16 protein-coding genes are annotated in these 19,559 nt (G+C 67.0%); 6 read left to right on the forward strand and 10 right to left on the reverse strand.

Annotation, left to right across the window (positions count from 1 at the left end; translation table 11 throughout):
* The 5 genes from VML93_RS35390 to VML93_RS35410 all read right to left on the reverse strand — a co-directional run.
* Positions 1 to 632: PE family protein (locus VML93_RS35390; protein WP_325618030.1), on the reverse strand; the 632-nt coding region annotated here is incomplete at its 3' end.
* A 78-nt stretch (positions 633 to 710) separates the two neighbouring features.
* Positions 711 to 3,209, reverse strand: a complete 2,499-nt coding sequence (gene pheT, locus VML93_RS35395) for a phenylalanine--tRNA ligase subunit beta (protein ID WP_325618033.1) — start codon at positions 3,207 to 3,209, stop codon at positions 711 to 713.
* The gene (pheS, locus tag VML93_RS35400; protein WP_325618035.1) at positions 3,209 to 4,252 is read right to left on the reverse strand and encodes a phenylalanine--tRNA ligase subunit alpha; all 1,044 of its coding nucleotides are present in this window, start codon (positions 4,250 to 4,252) and stop codon (positions 3,209 to 3,211) included. Before pheS ends, pheT begins: the two co-directional genes overlap by 1 nt.
* 107 nt (positions 4,253 to 4,359) lie before the next feature.
* Positions 4,360 to 5,175, reverse strand: a complete 816-nt coding sequence (locus tag VML93_RS35405) for a rhomboid-like protein (RefSeq protein WP_325618037.1) — start codon at positions 5,173 to 5,175, stop codon at positions 4,360 to 4,362.
* Positions 5,176 to 5,190: 15 nt separating this feature from the next.
* The gene (locus VML93_RS35410) at positions 5,191 to 6,129 is read right to left on the reverse strand and encodes an adenylate/guanylate cyclase domain-containing protein (RefSeq protein WP_414686532.1); all 939 of its coding nucleotides are present in this window, start codon (positions 6,127 to 6,129) and stop codon (positions 5,191 to 5,193) included.
* Positions 6,130 to 6,331: 202 nt separating this feature from the next.
* On the opposite strand from VML93_RS35410, the gene VML93_RS35415 reads away from it, so the two are divergent.
* A complete protein-coding gene (locus VML93_RS35415; RefSeq protein WP_325618039.1) occupies positions 6,332 to 7,393 on the forward strand; it encodes an oxygenase MpaB family protein in 1,062 nt (353 codons plus the stop codon).
* A gap of 6 nt (positions 7,394 to 7,399) precedes the next feature.
* Here VML93_RS35415 and VML93_RS35420 read toward each other — a convergent pair whose 3' ends face one another.
* The 4 genes from VML93_RS35420 to infC all read right to left on the reverse strand — a co-directional run bounded on the left by VML93_RS35420 (position 7,400) and on the right by infC (position 9,510).
* On the reverse strand, positions 7,400 to 8,173 hold the full coding sequence (locus tag VML93_RS35420) for an RNA methyltransferase (RefSeq protein ID WP_325618041.1): 774 nt from the start codon (positions 8,171 to 8,173) through the stop codon (positions 7,400 to 7,402).
* 12 nt (positions 8,174 to 8,185) lie between these two features.
* Entirely contained in the window at positions 8,186 to 8,575 is a 390-nt protein-coding gene (gene rplT / locus VML93_RS35425; protein ID WP_325618044.1) for a 50S ribosomal protein L20, read from the reverse strand.
* Between the two features lie 90 nt (positions 8,576 to 8,665).
* A complete protein-coding gene (rpmI, locus tag VML93_RS35430) occupies positions 8,666 to 8,860 on the reverse strand; it encodes a 50S ribosomal protein L35 (protein WP_325618046.1) in 195 nt (64 codons plus the stop codon).
* Between the two features lie 41 nt (positions 8,861 to 8,901).
* Positions 8,902 to 9,510 carry a translation initiation factor IF-3 gene (infC, locus tag VML93_RS35435; RefSeq protein WP_325618061.1) on the reverse strand — a complete coding sequence of 203 codons (609 nt, stop codon included), beginning with the start codon at positions 9,508 to 9,510 and terminating at the stop codon, positions 8,902 to 8,904.
* A gap of 395 nt (positions 9,511 to 9,905) precedes the next feature.
* On the opposite strand from infC, the gene lysX reads away from it, so the two are divergent.
* From lysX to VML93_RS35460, 5 genes are read left to right on the forward strand one after another with little or no spacing between them, the layout of a single operon-like run.
* A complete protein-coding gene (gene lysX / locus VML93_RS35440) occupies positions 9,906 to 13,235 on the forward strand; it encodes a bifunctional lysylphosphatidylglycerol synthetase/lysine--tRNA ligase LysX (RefSeq protein ID WP_325618048.1) in 3,330 nt (1,109 codons plus the stop codon).
* The gene (locus tag VML93_RS35445) at positions 13,235 to 13,654 is read left to right on the forward strand and encodes a DUF6653 family protein (RefSeq protein WP_325618050.1); all 420 of its coding nucleotides are present in this window, start codon (positions 13,235 to 13,237) and stop codon (positions 13,652 to 13,654) included. Before lysX ends, VML93_RS35445 begins: the two co-directional genes overlap by 1 nt.
* Before the next feature lie 10 nt (positions 13,655 to 13,664).
* Positions 13,665 to 13,892 carry a hypothetical protein gene (locus VML93_RS35450; protein WP_325618051.1) on the forward strand — a complete coding sequence of 76 codons (228 nt, stop codon included), beginning with the start codon at positions 13,665 to 13,667 and terminating at the stop codon, positions 13,890 to 13,892.
* 43 nt (positions 13,893 to 13,935) lie between these two features.
* Positions 13,936 to 15,876, forward strand: coding sequence for a molecular chaperone HtpG (gene htpG / locus VML93_RS35455; protein WP_325618053.1), 1,941 nt, complete (start codon positions 13,936 to 13,938; stop codon positions 15,874 to 15,876).
* On the forward strand, positions 15,877 to 17,040 hold the full coding sequence (locus tag VML93_RS35460; RefSeq protein WP_325618055.1) for a winged helix DNA-binding domain-containing protein: 1,164 nt from the start codon (positions 15,877 to 15,879) through the stop codon (positions 17,038 to 17,040).
* A gap of 247 nt (positions 17,041 to 17,287) precedes the next feature.
* Here VML93_RS35460 and uvrA read toward each other — a convergent pair.
* The coding region (gene uvrA, locus VML93_RS35465; protein ID WP_325618057.1) for an excinuclease ABC subunit UvrA at positions 17,288 to 19,559 on the reverse strand (2,272 nt) is incomplete at its 5' end.

A 19,559-nucleotide genomic window follows, 5' to 3' on the forward strand; every position in this document is an offset into this window, starting at 1 on the left:
CCGCCGATGGCGCTCCCGGCGGCCATCGCGATGTCGCTGACACCTTCGATGAGCTCGGTCGCCGCGGTCCCCAGCGCAGTGAGCCCGGCAACAGCATCCGTTCCCGCCGCCACAAAATAGTTGCCGGCCTGAACGAGGTCGGCAAAGGCAGGTTCCAGCTGGGTAACTCCGGTGAGAGCGGTCTGTCCGGCCAGCAGCAGCTCGGCGCCGCCCTTGGCGATCGAGGGTTCGGCGGCCTGCCACGCCGCCGTAATCCGGGTGACGATGTCCTCGGCACCGGCCAGGGCCGACGGGTGACCTAAAAGTGTTTGCACCGGCGCATTCACCGCGTTCAGCAAATTGCTTTCCGCGTTGGCGACTTCGGTGCTCAGATATGCGCCCGCGCCGGCGTTCAACAACTTGACGAACTCGTCGTGAAACGAGGCCGCTTGAGCGTTCAGAGCCTGATACTGCTGGCCGAAGTCGCCGAATATCGACGCGATCGCCGCCGATATCTCGTCCTCGGCGGCAGCGACCACTGCTGTCGTGGGCGCTGCTGCCGCTGCGGAAGACTCGTCCAGCGTCGAACGAATGCCCGCCAAATTATTAGCCGCAGACTCAATCTGGTCCGGCACCACACTCAGGAACGACATGTCCAATTATCGTCGAACTCACCAAGGCCGTTACGGTGAATTGCTAAACAGCGACGCGGACCCGCAATTAAGACAGTTTCAGGTGCGCAATACCGCGCCCACAAGTTCGGCGGCGCGCCGCACCGCGGCATCTCGCGCCGCGCTGGCGTCGTCTTCGGTCAACGTCCGATCCGGCGCGCGGAATCGCAATGCGAAGGTCAGCGATTTGCGGTCCTCGCCGATCTGCGGCCCGGCGAACACGTCGAACAACTGAATATGCTCCAGCAGTTCGCCGGCACCCTCCCGAACGGCATCCTGGACGGTCTGGGCGGGGACATCCGAAGACACCACCAGGCTGACGTCCTGGAACACGGCGGGGAACGGCGATACCCGGGGTGCGGGCAGTGCCTCGACGATGGGAAGCGCGTCGAGGTTCAGCTCGAGCGCGCAGGTGCCCTTCGGCAGGCCGGACCGCTCGATGACGGCGGGATGCAACTGTCCCGCGTGACCGATAAGCGTCTCCCCGACCAGGACCTCGGCGCACCGGCCCGGGTGCCACGGCAGGTACTGACCCGCCCGAAGGGTGACGTCGACTCCACTGGCCCGCGCGACGATCCGTACCGCTTCGAACGCGTCGGCGGCTTCGACCCGGCGGCCGGGACCCCAAGGACCCCGCGGTTCACGCAGCCCGGCCAGCACCGCGGCGACGTGCTGCGGTTGCCGGGGCAACGAGGCGTCCAGCATGGCGAACTCGGCCTCGGTGGGCCGGCGATCGACCGGGATGAGCTCGACGCCGCGAGTGCGGTCGGTCGGCTGGACCACCTGCGCGATGCTGAACAGCGAGACGTCGACGAGACCGCGGGATACGTTGCGCCCCAAGGCTTCCAGCAGCGCGGGCAGCAACGTGGTGGCCAGCTGCGGACGGTCGGCCTCCAGCGGGTTGACCACGTTGGTCGTGTCGCGCCGCGGGTCGTCGGCGGGCAGGCCCCACAGGTCGAACACTCCGGCCGGCAAGAACGGTGTCGGCAGGATCCCGACATAACCGGACTGGGCCAGCGACTTGCCGATCGCCCGCCGGCGCTTCTGCACCGCGGTAAGTCCACGGCCCGCGGGCGCGGCCGGCAGCACCGACGGGATGGCTTCCAGCCCCTCCAGTCGCAGCACCTCTTCGACCAGGTCGGCGGGCTGCCGCAAATCGGGTCGCCAACTCGGCGGCGTGACCATCAGGATGTCGTCGTTCTCGGCCACCACCGCGCCGATCTGGGTCAGCCGCCTGGCGGTCGTGCCGGGCGCATACGCCACCCCCGCGATGCGGTCCGGCAGGTCGACGTTCATCCGGATCCGCGACCCGGCCCATTCGGCGACCGAGTCGCCCACTGGCGGGTCGCCCCGCCAATCGGTCAACGTCGGGGAAACCACTCCGCCGGCGATGTCGGCGAGCAATGTGGCGCACCGGTCCAGGACGGCCACCGAAATGGCCGGGTCCACCGCGCGCTCGTAGCGGCGGGCGGCCTCGCTGGGCAGATGCAGCCGCCGCTGCGTGCGTGACACCGCGGCCGGATCCCACACCGCTGCTTCCAGCAGGACGTCGGTGGAATCGGCGCGCACCTCGGTGCTCGCCGCGCCCATCACGCCGCCGATCGCCGCGGTCGCGACGTCGTCGACGATCAGCACATCGGCTGGATCGAGCTTGCGTTCGATGTCGTCCAGGGTGACGACGGTCTCGCCGGGCCGGGCGAACCGCACCTCGAGACCCCCGGTGATCCGCTTGCTGTCGTGGGCATGCATGGGATGACCCAGTTCCAGCATCACGTAGTTGGTGACGTCCACCGCCGGAGAGGCCGCCCGGATGCCGCACAGCAGCAGCCGACGCTGCAGCCACCACGGCGAGACAGCGGCCGGGTCGATCCCGGTGACCGGGCGCAGCGCGAACCGCCGGACCTGCGTCGCGGCGTCCACCGTCAGCGGCCACGCCGGCCCCTCGACGGGCAGCGGCGGCACGTCAGCGGGGTCGATGAACTCCAGGTCGTAGGCGCAGGCGATCTCGCGGGCCAGGCCGCGCACCGACATGGCGTAACCGCGGTCGGGCGTGATGGCCAAATGGAAGACGACGTCGTCCAGGCCCAGCACGGCGGCCCCGTCGGCTCCGGGTTCGGCAGTTCCCGGCGGCAGCACCAGGATTCCGGAATGGTCTGCGCCCAAACCTAATTCGGCCGCCGAACAGATCATTCCGTTGCTGTTGCGACCATAGGTCTTGCGCGCGGTGATGGTGAAGTCGCCGGGCAATGTGGTTCCGGGCAGCGCCACCACAACCAGATCGCCGACCACGAAATTGGTTGCACCACAGACGATTTCCTGAGGTTCGCCGGCGCCGATGTCGACCAGGCAGGCCCGGATCGGCTTCTTGAACTCCGAGAGTTCCTCGATCCCGGTCACTCGCCCCACGGTCAGCGGGCCGTCGACCGGACCGAGCGTCAGCACCTCCTCGATCTCATGACCGATGCGCACCAGCGTCTGCTCGAGGTCCGCGGGCGCCACATCCCAGCCGGGCGCGCCGGCGGTGACGACCTCGCGCAGCCAGCTGTAGGGGACGCGCATCAGGCCCCCACCCCGAACGGCAACGAGAATCGGACGTCGCCCTCGACCATGTCGCGCATGTCGGGGATGCCGTTGCGAAACTGCAGGGTACGTTCCAGGCCCATGCCGAACGCGAAGCCCGAGTACACCTCGGGGTCAATTCCCGCGGCCCGCAACACGTTTGGATGCATCATTCCGCAGCCGCCCCACTCGACCCAGTCGGCGCCGCCCTTCTTGTTGGCGAACCACACGTCGACCTCGGCGGATGGTTCGGTGAACGGGAAGAAGTGCGGGCGGATCCGGGTGCGCGCCTGCGGCCCGAACTCGGCCCGCGCGAAGGCATCCAGCGTTCCGCGCAGGTGCGCCATGGACAGACCGCGGTCCACCGCCATGCCCTCGACCTGGTGGAACACCGGTGTGTGAGTGGCGTCGAGTTCGTCGGTGCGGAACGTGCGGCCGATCGAGATGATGTAGACCGGCAGTTCGCGTTCCAGCAGGGTGCGCACCTGTACCGGCGAGGTATGCGTGCGCAATAGCTGCCGAGAATCCTCCGGCGCGATGTAGAAGGTGTCCTGCTCGCTGCGCGCCGGATGGTCGGGCGGGAAGTTCAGCGCATCGAAGTTGTACTGCTCGGTCTCGACCTCCGGCCCTTCGGCCAGTTCCCATCCCATCGCGACGAAGGTATCGGCGATGTGCTCAGCCAATATGGTGATCGGATGCCGGGCGCCGATCGGCTGCCGAGTGGACGGCAACGTGACATCGATACCCTCCGCGACCAGCACCGCAGCGTCGCGCTCGGCCCGCAGGACCGCCAGCCGTTCGTTGTAGCTGCGCTGGGCGTCGGCGCGTGCGATGTTGACGCGCTTGCCCGCGTCGGCGCGGTCTTCTTTGGGCAGCGCGCCCAGTGCCTGTCGCGCCAGCGCCAATGGCGAGCGGTCACCGAGCTGCTCGGTCTTGATCCGCGCCAGCGCGTCGAGATCGTCGGCGAGCGCGATCGCCTGCTGCGCGGCGCTGACCGCCTTGGCTAGTGCCTCGGGCGACAAATCGACGGGTTGATCCCCCACGCGGCGACCCTCTCCTGGGCTGACGGGGCTGCTTCGGACGGCCCGCATCGGCGGTGATGGGGGCGGATTCGCCCGATCATAAGTGATTCGGTGATGCGAGCTCGGCGTCAGGCGGTGAGCGCCGGTTGCGGGTCGGTGAGCTCGGCGTCCACCGGCGAAGCCGGCACCGCACGACGCGCCGCGCAGAACTTGACGATCTGGTGGGCCGCAAACGCGCCCAGCGCGCCGACTCCGGCCGTCGCAGCCATCGACCCCCAGTGGTGGGCCAGAATCAGGAAGCCGAATCCGGAGGCGTTCAGCAGCATGAATAGGCGCAGCCACGTCCAGTGCACCGGGTGGCGGAACCGAGACGCGACCAGAACGCCGAGGGTCACCGCGACCGCGTGGCCCGCGTTGGTGAAGTCGCCGCCGACCACCCCGGCGATCAATCCCGCCGATATCCACCAGCCGACCCAGGCCGGACGGCACCGCCGCGGGATCGTCGCGGTCAGCGCGCCGAGCACCGCGAGGGCGCCATAGCTCATCCCGACATCGCTGGCATGGGTGACAGACCAGGGCATCCAGCCGAACTCGACCGCCGCCGCGAGAGCCGCGACCACCACCAGCGTCGCGCCGATGTGGCCGACGACGAACGCCACCATCAGCCGGACGGTGTGCAGATGCAGTTCAGCCAGCGCCAGCAGGCACGCCAGGAAGGGCATCCAGAAGTAGAGCGGACCCGCCTCGACGACGAACGCGCTACCCAGCAGGGTGTGCACGCGTCCGTGGGACAGATTGTGCAGGTTGGTGCTGGCGCGCTCGATAATCAAGTCGTGCGTCCGGGGACTGACCACCAGGAACACGGTGCTGACCACGAACAGCGCTGCCATGTAACCGACCGTGAAGCGCAACCGCGCCACCCGGGACAAGATGCCGTGGATCATCGAGTTCCACTATGCCTATGCATTTGTTTCCAACGTTTCAACGGAAGCTAGGAAGTCCCTGCGAGTTTTGAGGCGGTATATCGCCAGGTCAGCGGGAACACCGGCGGGTTTCTGGGCAAACGGGGGCTTCCGTGCGCGTTTGGCGACGACGCCCATTTCGTCCAGATCGCTTTGCGGTATCAGGTCCAGGGCCGGGCCGGAAATCATGATGCCGCCTTTGGTGGCGCGTTCCATCACGCGCGCGGCGATGTTGACGTCGATCCCGAGCCAGTCCGCGCCCAACCGTTGCGGCCTGCCGGTGTGGATCCCCACTCGCATTCGTGGGGTATACCCATTTACCTCAACCGACCTGATCGCCTCGTCGGCGGCGAACACGGCCCGCACCGCGACCAGCGGATTCCGGAACACCGCCATGATCCCGTCGCCCATGCGTTTGACGATGTGCCCACCGGCGTCCAGCAGTGGCGTCTCGACGGCCCGGGCAACCTGCCGCAGGAGCGTCAGCGTGGCGTCGTCGCCCGCCTCCAGCGACCAGGTCGAGAACCCGACCAGGTCGGTGAAAACCAGCGTGACCTCCGGATTCGCCGGCCGTCGGGCCACTTTTTCGGTCATCGCCTGCCACACCTGCAGCACGCTCAGGCTGACCTCCCGCGAAGCCGCGTCACGATCCCCCAGCAGTCGATCGGCGGCCCGTGCCGCCGCGCGGGGACCTCCCTCGCCGGCGGTGGACAGCGGGTCGCCGAAGTCGGGATCGCCGGGCAGCAGCCGTCGTGCCCGCCGGACGAAGGCTACGACGCCGGGACTGTGATTGGTGGTGCGCAGCCACTCGGCCGGATTGCGCCGGTGCTCGGCGGGCGCCAGCGCGGTCTGGGTCTCTTGGGGCTCCCCGGCCGCGGCTTCTAGGGCCTTTCCGGAGGTCTCGCCGGACTCCGCATCCTGAGGTCCGGCATCCACTCTGGCAAGGGTAGGCGGTCGCCGCGGACCCAGGCAACGAGAGCCGCTCGGCTGTGGTGCAAATCGCAACAAATGGCCTGATCACGGGCTCGCTGCGGGGCTGTGGAGACTCGGTAACAGCACCGCCGACGATATGCCGAAATCGTAGACAACGTGCGTTGTCAAAGCTTATCGTGAGCGCATTCGGGAGAGGAGGTCAGCGATGACCGCCACACGCATATCGGGGACGTCCGCCCACAGATCCGCCGAACCGCTCGGACCTGATTCGCTCACCTGGAAGTATTTCGGCGACCTGCGCACCGGAATGATGGGCGTGTGGATCGGCGCGATCCAGAACATGTATCCGGAGCTCGGCGCGGGAGTCGAAGAGCATTCGATCCTGCTGCGCGAACCGCTGCAGCGGGTGGCCCGCTCGGTGTACCCGATCATGGGGGTGGTCTACGACGGCGATCGCGCCGCCCAGACCGGCCAGCAGATCAAGGGTTACCACAGCACCATCAAGGGCATCGACGCCGAGGGGCGCCGCTACCACGCGCTGAACCCGGAGACCTTCTACTGGGCCCACGCGACCTTCTTCATGCTCGTCGTCAAGGTGGCCGAGTACTTCTGCGGAGGCTTGACCGAGGCGGAGAAGCGCCAACTGTTCGCCGAGCACGTGCAGTGGTACCGGATGTACGGGATGAGCATGCGACCGGTGCCAGGCTCGTGGGAGGAATTCCAGGAGTACTGGGAACGGGTGGGCCGGGACGAGCTGGAGATCAACCAGGCCACGCTGGACATCTTCAACATGCGGATTCCCAAGCCGAAATTCGTTCTCATGCCGACGCCGATCTGGGATCAGTTGTTCAAGCCGCTGGTCGCCGGTCAGCGCTGGCTCGCGGCCGGCCTGTTCGAGCCGGCGGTCCGGGAGAAGGCGGGCATGCGCTGGACACCGGGCGACGAGATACTGCTGCGGGTGTTCGGCAAGGCCGTCGAGCTGGCGTTTTTAGCGGTGCCCGACGAAATCCGCCTGCACCCGCGCGCGCTGGCCGCCTACCGGCGCGCCGAGGGGCGGGTCCGAAGCGACGCACCACTGGTCCAGGCGCCGGCGTTCACGGCGCCGCCCCGGGACCGCCGGGGCCTGCCGATGCACTACTTCCCGCCGCGCCCCCGCTCCCCTCTCGACCCCGCCAGGGCCCTTTTCGAACGTGCGGGTTCGCTGGTGCACGGCACGCTCTCGATCGCCGGTCTGCGACCGGCGCGGGGCCGCGGCAGGGCGGCTTAACGCGGATCAGCGATCCAGCGCCCGCGCGCTCTGATACAGGCAGATCGCGGCGGCGGCAGCCACGTTCAGGCTCTCCGCCCCGCCGGACATCGGGATGCGCACGCGACGGTCGGCGAGACCGGCGATGTCGGCGGGCAGACCGTGTGCTTCGGGCCCGAACAGCCAGGCCGTGGGCTCGGCGAGCATTTCCTCGGCCTCGTCGAGCCTGATCTCACCGTCCACGGTGCCGGCCAGCACCTGCAGACCGGCCGCACGCAGCGCGGCGGCGGTGTCACCCACGTCGGGCGCAACCACGACCGGGATCGAGAAGATACTGCCGGCCGAAGCGCGCAGACACTTGCCGTTGTACGGGTCGACACTGTGGCCGGCCAGGATCACAGCCGCAGCGCCCATCGCGTCGGCGATGCGGATCAAGGTGCCCGCGTTGCCGGGCTCGCTGATCTCGACGGCGACCGCGATCAGCCGGGGCGAGCCGGCCAGCGCGTCCTCGAGCCGGGTGTCGGGCGTTTCGCAGACCGCGACCAACCCCGCCGGGGTGACCGTGTCGGAGAGTGCCTTTGCGGCGCGCTCGGTCACCAGATGCACCGGCAACCCCGTCAACAGGGACGAGTGCCGCTGCGCCGCGGACTCGGTGACGAACACGTCCCGGACCAGCCCCCGCGCCGCGGCTGCCGCGACCAGGTTGGGGCCTTCGGCGAGAAATCGTCCAGCACGTCGCCGGCCGACGTGGCGATGCAACTTGACCGCCGCGGCCACCCTGGCCGAGCGTTCGGTAAGCATCCGCAGCCCGGGCTAGGCGGCCTCTCCGGACGGAGCGTTGACGTCTTCGGGAAGTGCTGCGCGCGCGACGTCGACCAGGGCGGTGAACGCCGCGGGGTCGGTGACCGCGATATCGGCGAGGTTCTTGCGGTCCACCTCGACGCCGGCCGCCTTCAGGCCCTGGATCAGCCGGTTATAGGTGATGTCGTTGGCGCGCGCGGCCGCGTTGATCCGCGCGATCCACAGTTTGCGGAATTCGCCCTTGCGCGCACGCCGGTCGCGGTAGGCGTAGTTCAGCGAATGCAGTTGCTGCTCTTTGGCTTTGCGGTAGAGCCGGGATCGCTGGCCGCGATAGCCTTTCGAGGCCTTCAGGACGGTGCGCCTCTTCTTGTGGGCGTTGACTGCCCGCTTCACGCGTGCCATGGGTGTTCCTACTCTCGTTCAGACGTAATCGGTAAAGGGGCCGGCACTGGCCCTTTGGAAGCGTGGGTAAGTGTGCGCGGGCGGCGGCGGTCAGCCGTTCAGCAGCGCGTTGATCCGCTTGGTGTCATTCGCCGACACCACGGTGCGACCGTCGAGCCGACGGGTGCGCTTGGTGGGCTTGTGCTCGAGCAGGTGTCGGCGGTTGGCTTTCTGGCGGACGATCTTCCCGGTGCCGGTGCGCCGGAACCGCTTTGAGGCCCCGCTGTGAGTCTTGGCCTTGGGCATGTTTCCCCGTTCTGGTGGTTCTTGTCGTTCTTGCTGGCAGGTCAGTTGGGTGAAGCGTTGGCTTCCCCGGCTGCATCCGCATCGCGTGCGGGTCCCGCAGCCGGTCCCTCAGGATGCCGCGCCCGGGCGCGAGTCTTGGCGCCGCGGTGCGGTGCCAGCACCATCGTCATGTTGCGTCCGTCCTGCTTGGCCGAGGTTTCGACGAAGCCGTAGTCGGCAACGTCGGCGCCCAGCCGCTGCAGCAACCGGTAGCCCAGCTCGGGCCTGGACTGCTCGCGTCCACGAAACATGATGGTGACCTTGACCTTCGATCCGGCTTCCAGGAAGCGGACCACGTGACCCTTCTTGGTCTCGTAGTCGTGATCGTCGATCTTCGGTCGCAGCTTCTGTTCTTTGACGACGGTCTGCTGCTGGTTCCTGCGGGATTCGCGCGCCTTCTGCGCCGCCTCGTACTTGTATTTGCCGTAGTCCATGATCTTGCAGACCGGTGGTCTGGCGTTCGGGGCAACTTCGACAAGGTCGAGATCGGCGTCCGCGGCAACGCGGAGTGCGTCTTCGATACGCACTATGCCTACCTGCTCCCCCCCTGGGCCGATCAGTCGGACTTCAGGTACGCGAATGCGCTCGTTGACGCGGGTCTCAGTGCTGATGGGGCCTCCCCTGTTCGGCTTCTCTGGTCTTTCGTTCGTGACCAGCGCCGGGAGAACAGCCAGGATGCAGTCTTCGGGAACACCACGCCATCAGCAAAAAAGCCCTGCAAAAGCAGGGCCCAATGCCGACCGATCGCCGCTTGACGCTGCTCAAGCCGCCTGCGCGTCGCGCAGAACAGGCACTTCAAAATGCCTGTGACCGGACCGCATAGCCTCATGGCCAGCGGTGGGAGTGGGACTCCACTTAACTGTCCCTGACTTTCGCCGGGATGGTCGCGCAGGCCAGTTTAGCAGCCAGATGTCGCGCGCCGCGTCAGACGACACTTGAACGACTCGCGAAGACTCTTAGCCCTTCCCGAACCATTCCCCAGTTTGAAGTAATATCCTCTCGGTCGGTGACACTCACAACGACTCGCTCGGGGGCTGGCCAGTCGAACTCCCGGTTGCACTGGGTACCGGCGGCGGCTGGCTGGACCGTCGGCGTCATCGCCACCGTGTCACTGGTCGCCAGCGTGTCACCGTTGCTGCGGTGGATCATCAGGCCGCCGCGCGAATTCATCAACGCCTATTTGTTCAACTTCCCGGACACCAGCATCTCGTGGTCGTTCGTGCTGGCACTGCTGGCCGCCGCGTTGACCGCCCGCAAACGGATCGCCTGGGTGCTGTTGCTCGGCAACATGGTTCTTTCCGCCGTCCTGAACATCGCCGATATCGCGCAGGGCGGCAACACGCCGGCCGAGAATTTCGGCGAAACTCTCGGGTTCGCCTTCCACGTCGTGTCCGCCGTGCTGCTGATCCTGAGCTATCGGGAGTTTTGGGCCAAGGTCCGCCGGGGCGCCCTGTTCAAGGCGGCGGCGGTACTGATCACCGGGTGGCTGATCGGAATCCTGTTGTCCTGGGGCCTGGTCCAAAGGTTTCCCGGGACTCTCACACCGGATCACCGCTTCTTGTACGTGGTGAACCGGGTGGTTGGATTCGCGGTCGCGCCCGCCCAACTATTCACCGGCCGAACGCCGGTATTCGTCAACGCGATCATGGGGTTGTTCAGCGCGCTCGCGCTGATCGTGGCGGCCATCGTGCTGTTTCAGTCCCAGCGCGCGGACAACGCGCTGACCGGTGAGGACGAATCCGCCATCCGCGGGCTGCTCGAGCTGTGGGGTCAGAACGACTCACTGGGCTACTTCGCGACCCGCCGCGACAAGTCGGTGGTGTTCGCGCCGAGCGGCCGTGCCGCACTCACCTATCGCGTCGAGGTAGGGGTCTGCCTGGCCAGCGGCGACCCGGTGGGTGACCCGCAGGCCTGGCCGCAGGCCGTCGCGGCGTGGTTGGGCCTGTGTCAGGCCTACGGCTGGGCGCCCGGCGTCATGGGTGCCAGTTCGGCGGGGGCCAGGGTGTACCGTGAGGCCGGCCTCAACGCTTTGGAGCTGGGCGATGAGGCGATTCTGCGGACCTCCGATTTCAAGCTGTCCGGTCCGGAGATGCGCGGGGTACGCCAGGCGGTGACGCGCGCCCGCCGCGCCGGCCTGACGGTGCGGTTCCGTCGGCACCGCGACATCTCACCCGAAGAGATGGCAGAAACCATCACCCGTGCCGACGCCTGGCGCGACACCGAAAGCGAGCGCGGCTTCTCTATGGCGCTGGGACGGCTCGGCGACCCGGCTGACTCGGACTGCATGCTGGTCGAAGCGATAGACCGCGATGGTCACGTCGTTGCGATGCTGTCGCTGGTCCCGTGGGGCAACACCGGCGTCTCCCTGGACCTGATGCGTCGTTCTCCGCAGTCGCCCAACGGCACTATCGAACTGATGGTCAGCGAGCTCGCCCTGAACGCTGAAAGGCTCGGCATCACCCGCATCTCGCTGAACTTTGCGGTGTTCCGGTCCGCATTCGAGCAGGGTGCCCAACTCGGCGCCGGCCCGGTTGCCCGGATGTGGCGGGGACTGTTGGTGTTCTTCTCGCGATGGTGGCAACTGGAGACGCTGTACCGCTCGAACATGAAATACCAGCCGGAGTGGATACCTCGGTACGCCTGCTACGAGGACGCCCGCCTGATGCCCCGGGTCGGGGTCGCGTCGGTGATCGCCGAGGGCTACCTGGTGTTGCCGTTCAGCCGGCGCAACAAGGAGCACACGGGTCATCACTCGGCGGTGCCACAGCGGCTGGCGGAATCCGGGCTGCTGAATCCCGATGGGTCGGCTCCGGATGTCAGTGGGCTGCAAGCACAAAAAGACGCCGCCGAGGAAGAGCTACCGAAGTCCCGGCTGCCTGAACAGGTCCGGGTGCGCCTGACCAAGCTGAGGACGCTGCAGCGCACCGGCATCGACGCTTACCCGGTGGGAGAGCCGCCAAGTCACACGATCGCCCAAGCCATCGATGCGGACGACAAGGAAGACGTCTCGGTGTCCGGACGCATACTGCGGCTCCGCGACTACGGCGGTGTACTGTTTGCCGACTTGCGTGACTGGTCGGGCGAAATGCAAGTGCTGCTGGATAATTCACGCCTCGAGCGAGGGCGCACCCGGGATTTCACCGCGGCGATTGATCTCGGCGACCTGGTCGAAATAACCGGGCACATGGGCTTCAGCAAGAACGGCACCCGCTCGTTGATCGTGCGGAACTGGCGCATGATCGGGAAATGCCTGCGGCCCTTGCCGAACAAGTGGAAAGGGTTGACCGACCCGGAGGCCCGGGTCCGGACCCGCTACGTCGACCTGGCAGTCAATCCCGAGTCCCGCCGCCTGGTCACGGCCCGCAGCAGCGTGTTGCGCTCGGTCCGGGAGACGTTGTTCGCCAAGGGATTCATCGAAGTCGAGACCCCGATCCTGCAGCAGATCCACGGCGGCGCCGCGGCCCGGCCGTTCGTCACCCACATCAACAGCTACGACATGAACCTGTTCCTGCGCATCGCGCCGGAGCTCTACCTCAAGCGGCTCTGCGTCGGCGGTGTGGAGCGGGTGTTCGAGCTGGGCCGGGCGTTCCGCAACGAGGGCGTGGACTTCAGTCACAACCCCGAGTTCACCCTGCTCGAGGCCTACCAGGCGCACGCCGACTACATGGTGTGGGTCGACGGTTGCCGTGAACTCATCCAGAACGCCGCCGAAGCCGCCAACGGCTCGCAGACGGTCATGCGGCCCCGTACGGACGGGTCCGACGAGCGCGTCGAGCCGGTGGACATCTCCGGCGTCTGGCCGGTGAAGAGCGTGCACGACGCGGTATCCGAAGTGCTCGGTGAGCAAATCGACACCGAGACCAGCCTGGCCCGCCTGCGCAAGCTGGCCGACGCCGTGCACATCCCCTACCGCAGGCAGTGGGATGCGGGCGCGGTGGTGCTCGAACTCTATGAGCACCTGGTCGAGGACCGGACCGAGCACCCGACGTTTTACATCGACTTCCCCGCGTCCGTGTCGCCACTGACCCGGCCACATCGCAGCAAGCCGGGTCTGGCCGAGCGGTGGGACCTGGTGGCGTGGGGCGTCGAGCTGGGCACCGCCTACAGCGAACTCACCGACCCGGTGGAGCAGCGGCGCCGGCTGCACGAACAGTCCCTGCTGGCCGCCGGCGGCGACCCCGAGGCGATGGAGCTCGACGAAGACTTCCTGCAGGCGATGGAATACGCGATGCCGCCGACCGGCGGACTGGGGATGGGCATCGACCGGCTCGTCATGCTGATCACCGGCCGCAGCATCCGTGAGACGCTGCCGTTCCCGCTGGCCAAGCCGCACTAGTGCGGCCGATCGCAGCTTTTCGCCGGGCCCTGTTCGCCCGGCACGCCAATCCGTGGAGTGCGTGGACGCGTTGGGCGAGCACGCCGTTGGTGCTGGTCCCCGTCTGGACGCGGCGCTGGGGCCACGCCGCGCTGGTCGGGTGCTGGCTGGCGGTCAATCCGTTCGTCTTCGGCAAGCCGCGCGATGAACGTGCCTGGTCGACGCGGGCGATGCTGGGCGAGGAACTGTGGATCACCCGTCGACCCCGGGATGCGGCGAGGGCGCTCAGCGTGCTGACCTCCGCGGTGGCGCTGGCGGGCGTTGTCGCCGCCCGCCGACGTCGGTTGCTTCCGGCGGTTGTCGCGACGGCCGTGCAGATGGCGCTGACGCTGGTGTACTGGGAGCAGATGGCGCGGTACTTCGATCGCGAGCCGCAGTAGCGTGGTGTGCATGCCTGACGAACCAACGACTCCAGACGGATACGACAGCTCGGGCGTGCCGACCTTCGAATCCGTGCGCGAGAAGATCGAGACGCGGTACGGAACCGCCTTGGGCGCAACGGAACTCGACGCCGAGACGTCGGAGGGTCGCAAGGTCGAAGACGACTATGAGAAGCGCCAGCGCGCGGCGGCGGAAAAGCTCGCCCAGATCCGTGAGTCGATGCGCAACGAGGAGTGAGGCAGCGCCCGACTGGTCAGTGGCTGCCGATAATCTGTTCGGCATGAATGAGCACGTGGAGCAGTTGGAGTTCCAGGCGGAGGCCCGCCAACTGCTGGATCTGATGGTCCACTCGGTCTACTCCAACAAGGATTCGTTTCTGCGGGAGTTGATCTCGAACGCCTCCGATGCGCTGGACAAGCTGCGGCTGGAAGCGTTTCGCAACAAAGACCTCGATGTCGACACCTCCGATCTGCACATCGAGATCGACATAGACAAAGTCGCCCGCACCTTGACCGTCCGCGACAACGGCATCGGCATGAGCCGCGAGGAGGTCGTGGACCTGATCGGCACGCTGGCCAAGTCCGGTACCGCCGAGTTGCGTCAGAAGCTGAGGGAGGCCAAGAACGAATCGGCCTCAGAGGAGCTGATCGGTCAGTTCGGTATCGGCTTCTATTCGACGTTCATGGTGGCCGACAAGGTCCAGCTGCTCACCCGCAAGGCCGGCGAGAGTGAGGCCACGCGCTGGGAGTCCAGCGGCGAGGGCACCTACACGATCGAGTCCGTCGAGGGTGCGCCGCAGGGCACGTCGGTCACGCTGCACCTCAAGCCCGAAGACAGCGAGGACGAGCTGCACGACTACACCTCGGAGTGGAAGATCAAGGAGCTGGTCAAGAAGTACTCCGACTTCATCGCCTGGCCTATCCGGATGGAGGTCGAGCGCCGCACCCCCGCTGAAGAAGAAGGCGGCGAAGAGCAGGTCACCATCGAGACCCAGACCATCAACTCGATGAAGGCGCTGTGGGCCAAGTCCAAAGACGAAGTCTCCGAGGACGAGTACAAGGAGTTCTACAAGCACATCGCGCATGCCTGGGACGACCCGCTCGAGGTCATCCAGATGAAGGCCGAGGGCACCTTCGAATACCAGGCCCTGCTGTTCATCCCGTCGCACGCCCCGTTCGACATGTTCAACCAGGACAACAAGATCGGGGTGCAGCTGTACGTCAAGCGGGTGTTCATCATGAGCGACTGCGAGGAGCTCATGCCCCTGTACCTGCGCTTCATCAAGGGTGTCGTCGACGCGCAGGACATGTCGCTCAACGTCTCCCGCGAAATCCTGCAGCAGGATCGGCAGATCAACGCGATCCGTCGGCGTCTCACCAAGAAGGTGCTCACCACGATCAAGGATCTGCAGTCCGACCGCCCGGAGGACTACCGCACGTTCTGGACGCAGTTCGGCCGGGTCCTCAAAGAGGGCCTGATCAGCGACTTCGACAACCGCGACCTGCTGCTGCGTGTTTCGTCGTTCGCCTCCACCAACAGCGACGAGGGGCTCACCACGCTGGCCGAGTACGTCGGGCGCATGAAGGAGGGCCAGGAGCAGATCTTCTACGCCACCGGCGAGTCGCATCAGCAGCTGCTGAAGTCCCCGCACCTGGAGGCGTTCAAAGCCAAGGGCTACGAGGTGCTGCTGCTCACCGACCCGGTCGACGAGGTCTGGACGGGATTGGTGCCCGAGTTCGACGGCAAGCCGCTGCAGTCGGTGGCCAAGGGTGAGGTGGACCTGGACTCCGAGGAGGAAAGGACCGCCCACGAGGAAGAGCGCAAGGAGCAGGAGAAGGATTTCGCGGACCTGCTGACCTGGCTGCAGCAGACCTTGGACGAACACGTCAAGGAAGTGCGGTTGTCCACCCGCCTGACCGAATCGCCGGCCTGCCTGATCACCGACGCTTTCGGGATCACACCGGCGCTCGCGCGCATGTACCGGGCTTCCGGGCAGGAGGTTCCGATCGGGAAGCGGATTCTCGAGTTGAACCCGAACCACCCGCTGGTGACCGGCCTGCAACAGGCGCTGCAGCAGGGCGGCGACGACGCCGAACGGGAACGGCTCGCCGAGACCGCCGAATTGCTCTACGGCACAGCACTTCTCGCCGAAGGCGGCGCACTCGAGGATCCGGCGAAGTTTGCCGGGCTGCTGGCGGATCGGCTGGCTCGCACGCTGTAAGTGCGCAGTTTCAGCGTCACCGAGCGACGGAACCGACTGGCGCGCCGGCACTTTCTCGCAGCCGGCGCGCAGCCGATAGCCACGGTCATCGCCGGGCTGGTGGGACTGCACGCCACCGACCCGGCCACGCCATACCTGTCGCTGTGGGCGCGGTGCCCGGGATTCGGCACCCTCGACTTGGACACGGAGCTCTACCAGAGGCGTTCTGCGGTCAAGCATCTGGCGATGCGGCGGACCCTGTGGTTGGTGAACTCCGCTGACCTGGCGATCGTTCAGCAGGCGGCCAGCGACCGGGTGGCCGCCAACGAGAGTCGCCGCCTGGCCGCCGATGTGCGCAAGGCAGGTGTCGCCGCGGACGGCGAACGCTGGCTCGACGTGGCCTGCGCCGCGGTGCTGCGCCACCTTGGCGAGCATGGCCCGGCCAACAGCACCCAGTTGCGGGGCGTACTTCCCGAACTGGCCGGAACCTACGATCCCGCGCCTGGAAAGCGTTGGGGCGGTGAGGTTCCGATCGCGCCGCGGGTCCTGACGGTGCTCTCGGCGCGCGGCGACATCGTGCGCGGCCCCAATGACGGAGCCTGGACGACGTCGCGACCGCGGTGGGCCGCCGCCGGGGACTGGCTGGGTGATATCGGCGAGCCCGCCGCGGATGCGCAGGCCGAGCTGACCCGCCGGTGGCTGCGGGCGTTCGGGCCCGCCACCGTCGAAGACGTCAAGTGGTGGTTCGGCACCACGTTGACCGCTGTTCGCAAGGCGTTGACCGACATCGACGCGGTGCAGGTCGATCTGGACGGCACGCCCGGCTACGCGCTGGCAGACGACCTGGAGGCCGAACCAGAGGCGCCGCCGTGGGGCGCATTGCTGCCGGGGCTGGACGCCACGACAATGGGCTGGTTTCAACGTGATTGGTATCTGGGTGAGCACCGACTTCAGCTTTTCGACCGCAACGGCAACGCCGGCCCCACCGCATGGTGGAACGGTCGCGTAGTGGGCGGCTGGTCTCAGGACGGCGAAGCCCGGGTGCAGCTGCAATTGCTGGAAGACCCCGGCCGGGACGGGCGTCGGGCACTGCAGCGGCGGGCCGACGAGCTCACGTCATGGCTGGACGGCGTGCGGATCAGCCCGCGCTTCCCGTCGCCGCTGTCCAAATCGGTGACGCGATGAGCGCGCGATGCGAGGTGGGCCTGCGCTGGTGTCGTCGAGGCTGAACTGAGGGCGCCGAGACTGCATACAGATCGCGGTTTGAGCTCAAAACCACGCCCTCACTTCAGTCTCGGTGAAGGCGCCATGCGAGGTGAGCGCACCATGCGAGGTGAGCGCACTATGCGAGGTGAGCCTGGTGGCGTCGAGACTGCATACAGGTCGCGGTTGAGCCCCGAGACGACCGCGCCCTCAACGCAGAATCAACGCCTCATGCGGTGGCCTTGCGCCGGCGTCTCGGCGGGCTGGCCGGCCCGCGTCCGACCACCTCGGCGAGAAACTTCCCGGTGTAGCTCTCCGGCACCGCGGCGATGTCCTCCGGAGAGCCCTCGGCGACGACGGTCCCGCCCTCGGCGCCGCCCTCGGGGCCCATGTCGACGATCCAGTCCGACGTCTTGATCACATCCAGGTTGTGTTCGATGACGATCACCGTATTGCCTTTGTCGACAAGGCCATTGATGACGCTCAGCAGCTTGCGGATGTCGTCGAAATGCAACCCGGTGGTGGGTTCGTCGAGGATGTAGATGGTGCGTCCGGTGGAGCGCTTCTGCAATTCCGAGGCCAGCTTGACCCGCTGCGCCTCGCCCCCGGACAGCGTCGGCGCCGGCTGGCCCAGCCGGACGTAGCCCAAACCGACCTCGACCAGCGTGCGCAGGTACCGGTGTATTCCGGTGATCGGCTCGAAGAACTCGGACGCTTCCTCGATCGACATGTCCAGCACGTCTGAGATGGTCCTGCCCTTGTAATGCACTTCCAGGGTTTCCCGGTTGTAGCGGGCGCCGTGACACACCTCGCACGGGACATACACGTCGGGCAGGAAGTTCATCTCGATCTTGATGGTGCCGTCACCCGTGCACGCCTCGCAGCGACCGCCCTTGACGTTGAAGGAGAATCGGCCGGGCTGATAACCGCGGACTTTGGCCTCGGTGGTGGCGGCGAACAGGGTGCGGATCTTGTCGAACACCCCGGTGTAGGTGGCCGGGTTGGAACGCGGCGTGCGGCCGATCGGCGACTGGTCCACTCGAACCAGCTTGTCCAGGTGGTCCAGCCCGGTGACCCTGGTGTGTCGGCCGGGGACTTGCCGGGCACCGTTGAGCCGGTTGGCGAGCACAGCCGCCAGGATGTCGTTGACCAGCGTCGACTTGCCGGAACCGGACACACCGGTGACCGCGGTCAGCACGCCGAGCGGAAATGACACGTCGATGTCGCGCAGGTTGTGCTCGCGGGCGCCGACGACGGTCAGTTGACGCTTGCGGTCGACGGGACGCCGGATTGGCGGAATCCCGATGCGCTCCTTACCCGACAGATAGGCGCCGGTGATCGAGTCCGTGTTGGCAAGCAGCTCTTTGTAGGTTCCGCTGTGCACGATGCAGCCGCCGTGCTCGCCGGCTCCCGGGCCGATGTCGACGACCCAGTCGGCATGCGCGATGGTGTCCTCGTCGTGCTCGACGACGATCAGCGTGTTCCCCAAATCCCTTAAGCGGGTGAGGGTTTCGATGAGACGACGGTTGTCGCGCTGGTGCAGGCCGATGGACGGCTCGTCGAGCACGTACAGCACGCCCACCAGCCCGGAGCCGATCTGCGTCGCCAGCCGGATGCGCTGCGCCTCACCGCCGGACAACGTGGCCGCCGCGCGCGACAGCGACAGATACTCCAGCCCCACATCGAGCAAAAAGCCCAGCCGCGACTGGATTTCCTTGAGCACCTGCCCGGCGATCGCCTGCTCGCGCTGACCCAACGTCAGCGCATTGAGGAAATCCGCGCAGTCCGAGATGGACAGCTCGCAGACCTCGGCGATCGACTTCTTGCCGCGCTCCCCTGCGGCCAGTGACACCGCCAGGATCTCCGGCTTGAGCCTCGTGCCCTGGCACACCGGGCAGGGCACGTCGCGCATGAAGCCTTCGTAGCGCTCCTTCATCTGCTCGGACTCGGTCTGAGCCATCTTGCGTTGCAAGAACGCCAGCACGCCTTCGAAATCCGCGTAATAGGACCGGGTCCGGCCGTACCGGTTGCGGTAGCGAACGTGCACCTGCTCGTCGGCGCCTTCCAGAATCGCCTTGCGCGCCTTGGCCGGCAGCTTGCGCCACGGCGTGTCGACATCGAAGCCCAGCGCGTCGCCGAGGCCGGCCATCATCCGGACGAAGTACTCGGCGGTGTGGCCCGTCGACCACGGCGCCACCGCACCCTCGGCCAGGGTGCGATCCGGGTCGGGTACCACCAGGTCGGGGTCGACCTCCTTGCGGATGCCCAGACCGGTGCATTCGGGGCAGGCGCCGTAGGGCGAGTTGAACGAGAACGACCGCGGTTCCAGATCGTCCACCGCCAGCGGGTGCCCGTTGGGGCAGGCCAGCTTCTCGGAGAACCGCTGCTCGCGGGCATGGTCGTGCTCGTCACGCTCGTCGGGGAACTCCAGGACCACGATGCCGTCGGCCAGGTTCAGCGCGGTCTCCACCGAATCGGTGAGCCGCTGCTTGGCGGAGGCC

The sequence above is a fragment of the Mycobacterium sp. genome, assembly GCF_035499775.1.
Classification (GTDB): Bacteria; Actinomycetota; Actinomycetes; order Mycobacteriales; family Mycobacteriaceae; genus Mycobacterium.